This is a genomic window from Limnohabitans sp. (assembly GCF_036804465.1).
Lineage (GTDB): Bacteria > Pseudomonadota > Gammaproteobacteria > Burkholderiales > Burkholderiaceae_C > Limnohabitans.
Genome location: NZ_DAIRSK010000016.1, coordinates 53546 through 67219, shown reverse-complemented (window position 1 = coordinate 67219; position 13674 = coordinate 53546). Strand labels below are relative to the sequence as shown.

Here is a 13674-nt window from a genome sequence, read left to right as displayed (position 1 = left end):
TTTTACTTTTAAACTCTGATGATTGGATTGTGGGGGATCATATTTTTGATGTATTTAATTTAATATCAATTAGTGATGAATTAATATGTACTAATATGTTCAGTTATTCTGGAATTGATTATATTGGTGAATTTCGATCAAATCCATCATATATTAATAAATTTAATTCTATTTTGCACCCTGGATGTATTGTTTCTGCATCTACTTATAATAAGGTCGGTCTGTATGATTTGTCATTGAAAGTTGCTATGGATTACGATTTTTTTAGTCGATGCTCAAACTCTGGAGTAAAATTTAAAATTGTAAACTTGCCACTTGTGGCCTTTCAAGAGGGAGGTACTAGTAGAATTAGAAAATATCAGATATTAAAAGAATCATTTTATGTACGCAGAAAGTATCATGGAGCATATTTTCCACTGCATGAGTTAAAGCAGATGATTTCAAGAGTGCTTGGTGATTTTCTTAATTTTTTCGGATTAAAATATTATATAATTAAAATTTTGAATAAATTTGGGTTTAAAAAATAACTGCTTATAAATTTTTGTATTTTACTTTATATTATTTTTTTATTAAATTAGATTTCTGTCTCTTGTTAGTCTTAATATTATTTAAATTGAAATTTATTTAATTTGTCTATTATGCTATAAATGATGTATTTCCATATTAATTTAAAAATTACTTAATATCGGATCCATCAACTCTCCATGCTGATTTTAGGTTATTAGACGAGCTACTTGTGATTAACTCAGACATGTTGATTTAGGGTGTAGTCAAGATCAAGAAGCTACATACATTAATTTCAGCACACACAAAAACCATTAATCCACCGCCCCGAACGTTTGGCTATCTAAAGGTAAATTACCAAATTTAAGGGTATACATCTATGTCCCATGTGGGAATAACTTTCAATCGTTGCTCGTTCTTGCGTACGGTTATCTTAACTTGTTTTTATAATTGTCTGTAATATTCCTGAAATTGACCTATAAATTTAGAACTGTTTTTTTTGTCTTTATAAGTCTTTAATTTTTGTGGTTTGTTTATTTAATTAATAATTTTTTAAATATGGTAAATGATTTTGTTTTTTCAATTTTTAATGAGATATTAAACATATGAAAGCATGTTTTTTTTCAACTGCTTCGCTTGAGCAAATAAATAGAGAGCAATATTCATTAATTGATATTAAAATTTTGAAAGACTTGGGTTTTGAAGTCGAAATAGCTAATTGTTTTCGAAGAATTCCATTGGATTGTGATCTGTATTATTCGTGGTGGGCGAGTGGCAGTGTCATGCCTTTAATTGTGGCTAAACTTGTCGGAAAGCCTAACATAATTGTAGCGGGTGGCAATGAAGCAATGCTTTACAGGGACTCCTCAAGTGGATTAGCGCTTGGATATCTCGGTATGCCGTTTTATAAAAAAATTGCTACACGAGTGACCTTGAGATTGAGTACGGTCGTAACTTGCGTATCTCAGTTCATGGTCAATGACGTGACGCGTTTGGCTGGTCGCTCGGTGTTGGTGGTGCCGAATGTTGTAGACACAGACCGCTTTTTTCCCGATGTAGGTCAGCCTAAAAAATATGTAACCACCTGTTTCCGTTTGGATCATGGGCCAACTAATCTCAAGCGAGGGGAGAACTTTTTGCGTGCTGCTTATCTAGTCCTTAAGCAAAAACCGAATGAAGTCTTCGTTATCATCGGTTTCAAAGGTAATGCTTACGATAAATTGCAGGCATTAGTTGAATTTTTGGGAATTAAAGATTCTGTGATTTTCACAGGAGCGATACATAACAATGAAGTGCGAGACTGGCTAGTTCAGAGTAAGTGCTACGTGCAGATCAGTGATACCGAGACTTTCGGTGTCGCTGTGGCCGAGGCAATGAGTACGGGGACTCCAGTCATTGTAAGCAGAAAGGGGGCGCTGCCAGAATTGGTCGGGAAGCTTGGTACTTACGTTGACCACAACTCAGTTGAGTCGATTGCCTTCGAAATGCTTGGTGTTTTAGATATGACATTAGATCGCCGTGAGCAACTTGGTGAAGAGTTAAGAAACTCAGTGAATATGAAATATAGCTATAAAACACGCCATGACGCTATTAAACTAGTCGTGCAGAACTTGATAAATGGAATCGAGTGATACATGTGTGCCTGAAAGATTTGAACAATTGGAAGTCAAAATGAGAAATTATCAGATCTGTAACCGATGCGTTATGGACACAACTGACAGGGCTATAGTTTTTGATGTAAAAGGGGTATGCGACCATTGCAACACTTTCGAGGCCAAAGTTAAACCAAACTGGCACACAGACCAACGTGGCGAACGTAAGTTGCGACAACTGGTCAACACAATCAAGGCCTCGGGCAAAGGCAAGGACTTTGATTGCATCATAGGAATGAGCGGTGGCATAGACAGCTCCTATCTCACCTACATAGCAACCGAATTCGGCCTGCGCCCGCTGGTTTTCCATGTTGATGCCGGGTGGAATTCACAAATCGCTGTCAACAACATCGAGAAGCTGATTGACAATCTGGGATTGGATTTGTTCACTGAGGTCATCGACTGGCAGGAGATTCGCGATCTGCAGCTTGCGTACTTCAAGTCGGGTGTGCCGCATATCGATACACCACAGGACCATGCATTCTTCGCAACCATGTACAAATTTGCCGAGAAGCATGACATCAAGTACATCCTGACAGGTGCTAACCTTTCTACGGAATGCATCCGCAATCCCATCGAATGGATGTACTACCAGTCTGACTCAATCCAGTTACGCGATATCCATTCAAAGTTCGGTACGCGACCATTGGTGAATTATCCCGTCACTTCAATCTTGCGGCACAAGATCTGGCTACCCTACGTAAAAGGAATCAAGGTCGTTCGTCCGCTCAACATGGTGGAGTATGACAAGGCCGCAGCGGTTAAATTATTGACGGAAAAGTTCGGTTGGCAACCGTATCCTCAGAAACACTTCGAATCGCGTTTTACCCGCTTCTATGAAGGTTACTGGTTGCCCAAAAAATTCGGATTTGACACCCGTAAAGTTCAATACGCAAGTTTGATTGTAACTGGTCAGATGACACGCGAGGACGCTCTCGAAAAGCTCAAAACGCCTGCTCTTGACGATAGAACGGTAAAGCAGGAGTTCGAGTATGTTGCTAACAAGCTTGAGATAAGTGTCGCCGAGTTGGAAGGGTATATGGATGCGCCGAACAAGACCTATCGGGATTACAAGTCTCAAGAATCAATTTACACGCTCGGTGCGAAGGTCATGAAAGCACTTGGGTTGGAGCTCGGGGGCAAACGATGATCACTATCGTAGACTATGGCTTAGGAAATATACAGGCGTTTGCAAACATTTACAAGCGTTTGGACATACCTGTAAATGTTGCTCGAAAGGCGGACGATCTGGCAGACGCGACGCACATCATCCTGCCAGGCGTGGGTGCTTTTGACTGGGCCATGGCTCGTCTTGAGGGTTCAGGAATGCGCGCTACGTTGGATAGACTTATTCTTAGAGATAAGAAGTATGTGCTGGGCATCTGCGTTGGGATGCAGATGATGGCCCTTAGCAGCGATGAGGGGACTGCCCCTGGCTTGGGTTGGTTTGATGCCAAAGTCAAGCGCTTCGATGAAACTCGCATCCAGGGCCGCACTCGCTTACCGCACATGGGCTGGAATGACGTAAAACCTCACAGTACAACCGATTTATTCCAAAAGCTGGGTGAAGAAGCGCGATTTTACTTTTTACATTCTTACTACTTCGAGCCGAACGATCCTACGGATGTGCTAGCGCAAACCGAATACGGTGAACGATTTGCTTGCGCAGTAAAACGCGGTCATATTTTCGGCATCCAGTGTCATCCTGAGAAAAGTCATAACTGGGGTATCCAGTTGCTCAAAAACTTCGCAGAGCTCTGAAATGTTACGACCTCGAATTATTCCTTGCCTGCTTATTCACAACGGTGGTCTCGTCAAGACCGTTGGTTTTGGTGCATCAAAGTATATTGGTGATCCACTTAATGCCGTGCGCATCTTCAACGAGAAAGAGGTCGACGAGTTGATGGTGGTAGACATTAATGCTAGCCGCTATGGCCGTGAACCCGATTACAAACTGATTGCTAACCTTGCGCTTGAATGCCGCATGCCGCTTAGTTATGGAGGCGGTGTCAAGACTGTCGAGCATTTCGATCGCATTATCGGACTTGGCGTCGAAAAGGTCGCTGTGTCGTCGGCCGCCGTGGAAGATCCAGAACTTATCTCACGGGCCGCAGCTCGTGTTGGTAGTCAGAGTGTGGTCACGGTCATAGACGTCAAGAAGGCAAGGCTCTTTCGCAAATACGAAGTTGTGACCTTGAACGCAACCAGGCGAACAGGGTTGGATCCTGCTGCGTTTGCAGCCGAAATGCAGCGACTAGGAGCAGGTGAAATTGTCTTGAATTCCGTTGATCGAGATGGCGAAATGAAGGGCTACGACTTTGACTTGATTGACTCGGTTCGTAATTCAATTTCAACACCTTTAACAGTTCTCGGTGGGGCTGGATCGTTAGAGGATATCCGTGGTTTGGTAAGCCGATATGGGATTATCGGTGCTGCAGCCGGAAGTCTCTTTGTATTCAAAGGAAAGTATCGAGCAGTTTTAATTAGCTATCCAGCTGGTGAAGACAAAAATAGCATCTATTAATTGTTAAGGATTTAAAGTTGAAACAAATATTGCAGAGCCTAAAAACAGGACGTACAGAAATCGCAGAACTCCCCGTTCCTTCAACAAAGTGTGGACAATTGTTGATCACAACAACATGCTCTCTGGTTTCTGCAGGCACTGAGCGAATGTTGGTTGAGTTTGGTAAAGCAGGTTGGATCGATAAAGCTCGTCAACAACCTGACAAGGTCCGCATGGTATTGGATAAGATTAAGACGGATGGACTTCAACCAACGCTGGAAGCTGTATTCAATAAGCTTGACCAACCCTTGCCTTTGGGCTACTGCAATGTGGGTCGAATAGCCGAAATCGCAAAAGGCATCTCTGGTTTTGTACCAGGAGATCGAGTTATTAGCAATGGTAAGCATGCAGAAGTTGTCAGCGTACCGATCAACCTTTGTGCGAAGGTGCCCGATGCTGTGACAGACGAAGAAGCTGCTTTTACGGTGCTGGGCGCTATCGCACTGCAGGGCATTCGCTTGGTGCAGCCAACGTTAGGTGAGACAATTGTGGTTACCGGTCTGGGGCTGGTTGGTTTGATGACCGTGCAGCTTTTGCGCGCAAACGGCTGCCGTGTGTTGGGCTTGGATTTTGATAAGCAAAAGCTTGATTTGGCTCGTCAGTTTGGGGCCGAGGTGGTGGATTTGGCGGTAGGCCAAGATCCTGTCAAAGTTGCTGAGCTTTATTCACGTGGCCGTGGTGTTGACGCTGTTATCGTTACTGCCGCTACTAAAAGCAGTGAACCAATGCACCAAGCAGCCTTGATGTGCCGCAAACGTGGTCGCATTGTGTTGGTGGGGGTGACCGGTCTGGAACTGTCGCGGGACGATTTCTTCAAGAAAGAGTTGACGTTTCAGGTGTCAGCATCTTACGGCCCGGGGCGTTATGACTCCAATTATGAAGACAAGGGCCAGGATTATCCCGTTGGCTTTGTGCGCTGGACGGAGCAGCGGAATTTTGAAGCAGTGCTTGACATGATGGCCGATGGGCGCATGGACGTGAAGCCGATGATTTCGCACCGGTTTGCGATTGAAGATGCTGAACAAGCGTATGCGTTGGTGGGCGGAGCGGGGCCGTCGCTGGGGATTTTGCTCACCTACCCCAGGATTAAGATAACACCAGATGGTCGCACAGTTAGCCTGGCGCCGAATACGCACCCTCAGCCCTTATCCCAACGTGGGATGGGAGCGAAGGCAGTAGTTAGCTTTATTGGGGCTGGCAATTACGCGACTGCGGTGCTGATTCCTGCCTTTAAGGCTGGTGGAGCGCATTTACGGAGTGTGGCTTCCAGTGCGGGTGTGAGTGGCTTGCACGCTGGGCGCAAGTTTGGTTTTGAGGAGACCACCACAGACACAAATCGCCTTTTTTCAGATGCCGAGACAACAGCCGTGGTCGTCACCACACAGCACGATAGCCATGCCCGCTTTGTTTTGCAGGCGCTGGCGGCGGGTAAGCATGTGTTTGTCGAAAAACCGTTGTGTTTGACGCTAGATGAATTAGCGCAGATTGAGGCAGCGGCGCAAACCTCGCTCGTTATGGTGGGGTTTAACCGACGGTTTGCGCCTCAAATAAAAAAAGTAAGTTCGCTACTAAAGGGTGTGACTGGCCCCAAATCTTTTGTGATGACAGTGAACGCCGGTGCCATACCAGCCGACCATTGGACGCAAGATCCAGAAGGCGGTGGCGGGCGCATCATTGGAGAGGCGTGCCACTTTATTGACTTGTTGCGCTTTTTGGCTGGCAGCCGCATAGCCAGTCATCAAATGACCCGAATGGATTCGCCTACAAAAGATTCAGTTTCCATCAGCTTGAAGTTTGAAGACGGGTCCATGGGTGTGGTTCACTACTTTGCCAACGGTAGCAAGGCATTCCCTAAAGAACGGCTGGAAGTGTTTGCCGCCGGGCGTGTGCTGCAACTGGACAACTTTAGAAAATTGCAGGGGTTTGGCTGGCCCGGGTTTACCAAAATGAATCTCTGGCGCCAAGACAAAGGCCAAAAAGCCTGTGCCGCTGCCTTTGTGCAAGCCATCAAAACTGGAGGCCCCGCTGCAATTCCTCTGGATGAAATTTTCGAAGTGGCGCGGGTGAGTATTGAGGTCAGTTGAAATTGTTTGACAAAGCTGTACGCTACTGGCAAACGCTACGGCACCTAAAACCGGTGCAGTTTTATGGGCGGATATGGTTTAGGCTGTACCAGCCGCGCCTGACTGGTCTGGTGGGGAAGGCCCCCATACGCTTGCCAGTGGAGACATGGCAGATACCTGCAGCGCGGACGCCTTCGATGTTAGGGGTGAATGTGTTCAGGTTTTTAAACCGAACGCATACGCTGCAAGCGCATGGCGGCTGGAACGATGCCGCGCTGGAAAAGTTGTGGCTCTACAACCTGCATTACTTTGATGACCTGAACGCGCAAGATGCTCATGCTCGGAGGGATTTGCATCAGGCACTGATTGCGCGTTGGATTGCTGAAAACCCACCGACAAGTGGCAACGGGTGGGAATCCTATCCAACATCGCTGCGCATGGTGAACTGGATAAAGTGGCTGGCGGCTGGCAATGTGGCGCCACCCAGCATGGTCAACAGCGTAGTTTTGCAGGCGCAATGGTTGGCAGGTCGGCTGGAGCGTCACTTGCTGGGGAACCATTTGTTTGCCAATGCCAAGGCCTTGGTGTTTGCTGGGCTGTATTTTGAGGGGACGCAAGCAGCTGTCTGGTTGGCTACCGGGCTAAAGATCATTTCTAAAGAATTGCCAGAGCAAGTGCTGGCAGATGGTGGAAACTTTGAGCGCAGCCCGATGTACCACGCCATTTTTGTGGAAGATGTGCTGGACTTGATCAATGCCGCGCAGTGTTGGCCAGGTCTGGTGCCTAATGAGCAAGTGTCTTATTGGCACGAAACGGCTAGGCGCATGCTTTATTGGCTAACCGGAATGACACACCCGGATGGTGAAATTGCACAGTTTAACGACGCAGCGTTTGGGGTGGTGCCTAGGGTGACGGAGTTGATGGCTTATGCAGCGCGGGTGGGGGTTGGGTTGCCTACGGCTATTGAAAATTCTAAGGTGATACACTTTGCTGATTCTGGCTATGTCCGCATGCAAACATTCGATGCAGTTGCGTTTTTGGACGTGGCCCCCATCGGCCCAGACTATTTGCCCGGACATGCCCATGCTGACACGCTGTCTTTTGAGTTGTCGGTATTTGGCCAACGTGTGGTGGTAAACGGCGGCACGTCGTGCTACGGTTTGGGGGCGGATCGCCTGCGTGAGCGTGGAACGGCTGCGCACAGCACGGTAGAGGTGGCTGATGCCAATTCGTCAGAGGTGTGGGGTGGGTTCAGGGTGGCACGGCGGGCTTATCCGTTTGAACTAAAGGTGCTGCCAAGCAGCGGCCATGTGGCCTGTTCGCACAATGGCTACACACACCTGCCCGGCGCTCCTGTTCACCGTCGTCAATGGCAGATGAATAAAGATAGCTTGCAGGTGCAGGACACGGTACGCGGTGGCAAGCATGCATCGCTGTCGCGCTACATCTTGCACCCTGCCATCCAAGTTGCTGCCATTTATGCCAACACCTGGCACTTGACCCTTGCCGGTGGGCAGCGCTTGCTGGTGGTGGTGCAGGCTGGGCAGGGACGAATTGAGCAGGCAAGGTATGCGCCAGAATTTGGTAAGCAGTTGCAGACTCAATCTCTTGTGGTTGAGCTGGTTTCGGGTGAGGCAGATGTGACATTCTCTTGGGTTAAGTAATGGGCTAGAGCTGCATGAAGCCTGCAGGCCTTTGAAAATTTGACAAATAAATAATGCAAAAGAAAAAAATCATGCTGGTTTTTGGCACACGGCCAGAAGCCATAAAAATGGCGCCGCTTTACCATGCACTTAAAGCACAACCGGACGTTTTTGAAACGGTACTGTGTGTCACCGCGCAACACCGGCAAATGCTGGATCAGGTGCTGAATGTGTTTGACATGAAGCCGGACATTGACCTGAACCTGATGATGCCAGGGCAAGATCTGTTTGATGTCACGGCAGCAGTCCTCAAAGGCATGCGCAACGTGTTGAAGGCCCACCAGCCTGTCGCGCTGCTGGTGCATGGTGACACCACTACCACGCTTGCTGCAGCCATGGCTGGGTTTTATTCTGGGGTGCCGGTGGGTCACGTTGAGGCGGGCCTGCGCACGCACGATCTGCAGGCCCCTTTCCCTGAAGAGTTCAACCGGCAGGTGGCCAGCAAGCTAACCAAATGGCATTTTGCACCGACGGAATTCAGCCAGAGCAACCTGCTTGCCGAAGGTGTGCCACAGAGCAGCATTACCGTGACCGGTAACACAGTGATCGATGCGCTGTTTTGGGTGCTGGGCCGTATCGAAGAAGATCAAACCCGACGTCAAGGGCTGGTCGCTTTTTTAACTGAGCAGCTGGGCTTTGATTGGCAGGGCCAGCGCTTTGTGCTGATGACCGGTCACCGCCGTGAAAACTTTGGCGACGGTTTTTTACAAATTTGCCATGCGCTGAAAGAACTGGCAGCGCGCTACCCGGCAGTGCGGTTTGTATACCCGGTACACCTGAACCCAAACGTGCAGCAGCCGGTAAATGCCATTCTGGCGGATGTGCCCAATATGCACCTGATTCCGCCGCTGGACTACGAGCCATTTGTGTACTTGATGAAACACAGCCACATTGTGTTGACAGACAGCGGTGGCATTCAGGAAGAAGCGCCCAGCTTGGGCAAGCCAGTGCTGGTGATGCGCGACGTGACCGAGAGGCCAGAAGCAGTGAAGGCCGGTACAGTGCGATTGGTAGGGGCAGACCGTGGCCGAATTGTGACCAGCGTAGCCGAGCTGCTGGACAATGATGCTTGCTACACCGCCATGGCCAAGGCACATAACCCCTACGGCGAAGGCAGGGCGTGTGCGCGAATCGTTTCAATACTGCGGGATATTTAAAGAATGCAAAAAAAAACTGTGTGTGTGGTGGGCCTAGGCTACATCGGTCTGCCAACAGCGGCGTTGTTGGCCAACAATGGTTTTAATGTCGTGGGGGTAGACCTAAATGCCCATGCGGTAGACACCATTAACCAGGGACGCATTCACATCGTAGAGCCAGATCTGGATGCGTTTGTGCGGTCTGCCGTTGCGGCCAAACGCTTAACTGCCTTTAGTACACCGCAAGCCGGTGACGTGTATATGATTTGTGTTCCAACGCCGTTCCATGAAGGCGTAGGCATTCCACAACCCAACATCGATTACGTGTTAGCCGCCACACGCAGCATTGCAGGCTTTGTAAAGCCAGGTGACTTGGTCATCTTGGAGTCGACATCGCCGGTGGGTACCACAGAGCAAATGGCTGCCGTGCTGCGCGATGCCGGTGTGGACGTATCACAAATTCACATGGCCTACTGCCCGGAGCGCGTGCTACCCGGAAAAATCATGACGGAATTGGTAGAAAACGACCGTGTAGTTGGCGGCCTTACCCCTGCAGCAACCCATGCCGTGAGCGATTTTTATCGCACATTTGTTCGCGGTGCCGTGTTAGAAACTGATGCCAAGACGGCTGAGATGTGCAAGTTGACTGAAAACAGTTTCAGGGATGTGAACATCGCCTTTGCCAACGAGCTGTCAATGCTGTGCGCCAAGTCTGGCATTGACGTTTGGAAACTGATCGCACTGGCCAACCGGCACCCCCGCGTCAACATCTTGCAACCCGGCGCGGGCGTAGGCGGCCACTGCATTGCAGTAGACCCTTGGTTTATCGTAGCGGGTGATCCCGAAACCGCCCGCATCATCCGCACAGCGCGCGAGGTCAACAACTACAAGACCGAATGGGCGATTGACCAAATCAAAATTGCGGTTGCAGATGCTTCGGCCCGCACTCGGCGCAAGCCCAGGATTGCTTGTCTGGGTTTGTCATTTAAACCTGATATTGATGATTTGCGCGAATCTCCTGCCGTGCACATTACCGAGGCATTGCTATCGAAGGGCTATGACGTGGTGGCAGTGGAGCCCAACATTGAGGCGCACGACCAGTTTGTGCTGGTATCTCTGGAAGAAGCTTTGAAAACAGCTGATGTGCTCGCGGTGCTGGTCAAACACCGGGAGTTTTTGAACGATGCAGTGAAGACTACGCTGAGCCAACTAAAGGCAGTTGATTTTTGTGGCGTGGGGTGTGGGTGAAAGTTACTCGTTCCCAAGTTAGGAAGATCATCAAATGGAGATAAAACGATTGAGGATATTGGTGCTAAGTTTTTACTTCAGGCCGGACTTGAGCGCAGGATCGTTTCGCACCACAGCGTTTGTCAATGCTCTAATGGAGAAAATGCCTATCCATGGGCAAATTGATGTGCTGACCACCCTGCCTAACCGGTACAACAGTTTCTCGGTAGAGGCTCCTGCAGAAGAGAAATTGCCTGGATTGTCGATCGTTCGTATCGAGTTGCCTCCCCATCAAAGCGGTATGCTCGACCAAGCCAAGGCGTTCATCTCGTTTGCACACGAGGTTTTACGCCAGACCCGGGGTCAGCAATATGACCTCGTTTTTGTTACATCATCTCGGTTGATGACGGCCTTATTGGGCGCGTGGATCGTACGCAAAAATCGGACACCGTTGTATTTGGATATACGCGACATCTTTGTCGATACGATCAAAGATGTGCTTCCCAGACATTTGGCAATACTAACTAAACCCGTATTTGATCTTCTTGAACGCTGGGCGATCAATAGCGCAATTAAAGTAAATTTGGTATCGAAAGGGTTTGCTGAGTATTTTTCGGCAAGGTATCCTAGGCAACGATTCTCTTTCTTCACCAATGGTATTGATGACGAGTTCTTGTCGCTACCGAAACCCGAGTCGGCACCGCGACAGTGTGATGTGGTGGAGGTGCTCTATGCCGGGAACTTGGGTGAAGGACAAGGCTTGCATGCGATCATTCCTGATCTGGCCAAGCGAATGCAGGGAAAAATTCGGTTCAAGATCATTGGAGACGGAGGGCGCAAATCAGCCTTGCGCGAGGCACTATTAAAAACCGGCGTTGACAATGTCGAGCTGTTGCCCCCGATGAAGCGAGAGCAATTGATCGAGGCATATCAAGCAGCTAATGTGCTATTTCTGCATCTGAATGATTACGATGCGTTCAAAAAGGTTTTGCCCTCGAAACTCTTCGAGTATGGTGCATTGGGTAAGCCAATTTGGGCGGGGGTATCTGGTTATGCGGCTGAGTTTGTGCATGCTGAATTGGATAATTCAGCTGTTTTCCATCCAGGCGATGCAGCGGAGGCTGAACGGGTATTTGGCCAGCTACGGTTGCAGGATGAGTCCCGAGTTCGATTCGAAGCCAAGTTCGCCCGGAAGAACATCGCCAATGAACTGGCAAATGACGTATTAAAAATAATTGATTTAATTTTGAATCATAAAAATAATTTATGACTCAGTGCATTTTAGTAAGTGGCGCCAACGGTTTTGTCGGCAATGCAATGTGCAAGCAGGCTGTGCACTACGGTATTTGTGTCAAAGGTGCTACTCGCGTACGAGTAGAGGTGCCAAGTTGCATTGAGTCATTCGAGGTTGGCGATATAAATGGCTCAACAGCTTGGACTCATGTTTTGCGCGATGTGAATGTCGTTATTCATCTTGCCGCACGCGTTCATGTCATGAAAGACTCAGAGGCTGACCCGCTGACAGCATTTCGCGCAGTAAACGTGGACGGCACTCTAAACTTAGCCCGTCAAGCTGCTGTCGCAGGGGTCAAGCGGTTTGTGTTCGTCAGCTCGGTCAAGGTCAATGGTGAATTTACAGCGCCTGGGCGAGCTTTCACTGAAGCCGATGCACCCATGCCGCAAGATGCCTACGGCCAAAGTAAGCACGAAGCCGAGCAGGGTTTGCGGCAACTCAGCTCAGACATGGGCATGGAGGTTGTGATCATCCGCCCGCCGTTGGTTTATGGTCTTGGCGTGAAGGCTAACTTTGCCACCCTCATGCACGCCGTGCAGCGCGGCTGGCCATTGCCATTGGGGTCGGTGCATAACCAACGCAGCTTAGTGGCCCTTAGCAACCTGGTGGATTTCATCGTCACCTGCATCACTCATCCCCAAGCTGCGAACCAGACTTTTTTAGTCAGTGACGGGCAAGATCTGTCAACCGCCGAGCTGGTGCGTGGGTTAGCGCAAGCAGCCGGTGTGCCTGCGCGTTTGCTGCCAGTGCCGGTGTGGGCGTTGCAGGCGGGGGCTTCGTTACTGGGCAAGGGTGATGTGGTACAGCGCTTATGCGGTAATTTGCAGATTGATGCGTCAAAGGCTCGCAGCGTGTTGGGTTGGGTGCCGCCGGTCTCTGTGGAAGAGGGGCTGAGACGGTCTATGTTGATATGAAAAGAGTCTTCGATATTTTTCTGGGCTCTCTGGCCGCTTTGATCTTGTTTATGCCTGTGTTACTTGTGGCTATGGCCGTCCGTTTGACATCCAAAGGCCCAGCTTTGTATTGGTCTGACCGCGTTGGCCGGAACAATGTGATCTTCAAAATGCCGAAGTTTCGAAGCATGCGTGTGGGCACACCTGCGGTGGCCACGCATCTGCTGGTCGATGCCAGTTCACACCTGACGCCAATCGGTTCCTTCTTGCGCAAGAGCAGCTTTGACGAGCTACCGCAGTTGTGGAGCATTTTGACGGGTGACATGAGCTTTGTAGGTCCGCGCCCGGCGCTGTTCAATCAGCTAGATTTGATTTCCCTGCGTACAAAGCATGGTGTGCACACTTTGGTGCCTGGCCTGACCGGGTGGGCGCAAGTCAATGGCCGCGACGAGTTGCCGATTCCAGATAAGGTCAAGCTAGATGTGGTCTATCTCCAGCGCAGGTCTCTGTGGTTTGACGTTCGCATTTTGTGGCTGACCTTCGTCAAGGTGCTGCGGCGGGACGGGGTGTCACATTGACGGCTATTCTTAGTGAAAGGATTTTTTAAATGAAAAACAGGACTCAGGACTCGGGACTCGG

General features: G+C 49.1%; 12 protein-coding genes. All 12 read left to right on the top strand.

Going from position 1 to position 13674, the window contains the following annotated elements; translation table 11 throughout:
- Positions 1–527: hypothetical protein (locus V7Q41_RS10065; RefSeq protein ID WP_333845695.1), on the top strand; the 527-nt coding region annotated here is incomplete at its 5' end.
- A gap of 582 nt (positions 528–1109) precedes the next feature.
- A complete protein-coding gene (locus V7Q41_RS10060) occupies positions 1110–2135 on the top strand; it encodes a glycosyltransferase family 4 protein (RefSeq protein WP_333845694.1) in 1026 nt (341 codons plus the stop codon).
- Positions 2122–3306, top strand: a complete 1185-nt coding sequence (locus tag V7Q41_RS10055; protein ID WP_333845693.1) for an N-acetyl sugar amidotransferase — start codon at positions 2122–2124, stop codon at positions 3304–3306. Before V7Q41_RS10060 ends, V7Q41_RS10055 begins: the two co-directional genes overlap by 14 nt.
- Positions 3303–3917, top strand: coding sequence for an imidazole glycerol phosphate synthase subunit HisH (hisH, locus tag V7Q41_RS10050; protein WP_333845692.1), 615 nt, complete (start codon positions 3303–3305; stop codon positions 3915–3917). Before V7Q41_RS10055 ends, hisH begins: the two co-directional genes overlap by 4 nt.
- A gap of 1 nt (position 3918) precedes the next feature.
- Positions 3919–4680, top strand: coding sequence for an AglZ/HisF2 family acetamidino modification protein (locus V7Q41_RS10045; protein WP_333845691.1), 762 nt, complete (start codon positions 3919–3921; stop codon positions 4678–4680).
- Positions 4681–4697: 17 nt separating this feature from the next.
- On the top strand, positions 4698–6803 hold the full coding sequence (locus tag V7Q41_RS10040; protein WP_333845690.1) for a bi-domain-containing oxidoreductase: 2106 nt from the start codon (positions 4698–4700) through the stop codon (positions 6801–6803).
- 191 nt (positions 6804–6994) lie between these two features.
- The gene (locus tag V7Q41_RS10035) at positions 6995–8446 is read left to right on the top strand and encodes a heparinase II/III family protein (protein WP_333845689.1); all 1452 of its coding nucleotides are present in this window, start codon (positions 6995–6997) and stop codon (positions 8444–8446) included.
- A 53-nt stretch (positions 8447–8499) separates the two neighbouring features.
- On the top strand, positions 8500–9642 hold the full coding sequence (gene wecB, locus V7Q41_RS10030) for a non-hydrolyzing UDP-N-acetylglucosamine 2-epimerase (RefSeq protein WP_333845688.1): 1143 nt from the start codon (positions 8500–8502) through the stop codon (positions 9640–9642).
- A gap of 3 nt (positions 9643–9645) precedes the next feature.
- On the top strand, positions 9646–10869 hold the full coding sequence (gene wecC / locus V7Q41_RS10025) for a UDP-N-acetyl-D-mannosamine dehydrogenase (RefSeq protein ID WP_333845687.1): 1224 nt from the start codon (positions 9646–9648) through the stop codon (positions 10867–10869).
- An 88-nt stretch (positions 10870–10957) separates the two neighbouring features.
- Entirely contained in the window at positions 10958–12118 is a 1161-nt protein-coding gene (locus tag V7Q41_RS10020) for a glycosyltransferase family 4 protein (RefSeq protein ID WP_333845686.1), read from the top strand.
- Positions 12115–13056, top strand: a complete 942-nt coding sequence (locus V7Q41_RS10015) for a UDP-glucose 4-epimerase family protein (RefSeq protein ID WP_333845685.1) — start codon at positions 12115–12117, stop codon at positions 13054–13056. Before V7Q41_RS10020 ends, V7Q41_RS10015 begins: the two co-directional genes overlap by 4 nt.
- Positions 13053–13613, top strand: coding sequence for a sugar transferase (locus V7Q41_RS10010; protein ID WP_333845684.1), 561 nt, complete (start codon positions 13053–13055; stop codon positions 13611–13613). Before V7Q41_RS10015 ends, V7Q41_RS10010 begins: the two co-directional genes overlap by 4 nt.
- The last annotated feature ends 61 nt before the right edge of the window (positions 13614–13674 follow it).

Bases quoted from the DNA above. Each gene is read 5' to 3' on its own strand.
- V7Q41_RS10060 (WP_333845694.1), top strand. From the start codon at position 1,110: ATGAAAGCATGTTTTTTTTCAACTGCTTCGCTTGAGCAAATAAATAGA.
- V7Q41_RS10055 (WP_333845693.1), top strand. From the start codon at position 2,122: ATGGAATCGAGTGATACATGTGTGCCTGAAAGATTTGAACAATTGGAA.
- hisH (WP_333845692.1), top strand. From the start codon at position 3,303: ATGATCACTATCGTAGACTATGGCTTAGGAAATATACAGGCGTTTGCA.
- V7Q41_RS10045 (WP_333845691.1), top strand. From the start codon at position 3,919: ATGTTACGACCTCGAATTATTCCTTGCCTGCTTATTCACAACGGTGGT.
- wecB (WP_333845688.1), top strand. From the start codon at position 8,500: ATGCAAAAGAAAAAAATCATGCTGGTTTTTGGCACACGGCCAGAAGCC.
- wecC (WP_333845687.1), top strand. From the start codon at position 9,646: ATGCAAAAAAAAACTGTGTGTGTGGTGGGCCTAGGCTACATCGGTCTG.
- V7Q41_RS10015 (WP_333845685.1), top strand. From the start codon at position 12,115: ATGACTCAGTGCATTTTAGTAAGTGGCGCCAACGGTTTTGTCGGCAAT.
- V7Q41_RS10010 (WP_333845684.1), top strand. From the start codon at position 13,053: ATGAAAAGAGTCTTCGATATTTTTCTGGGCTCTCTGGCCGCTTTGATC.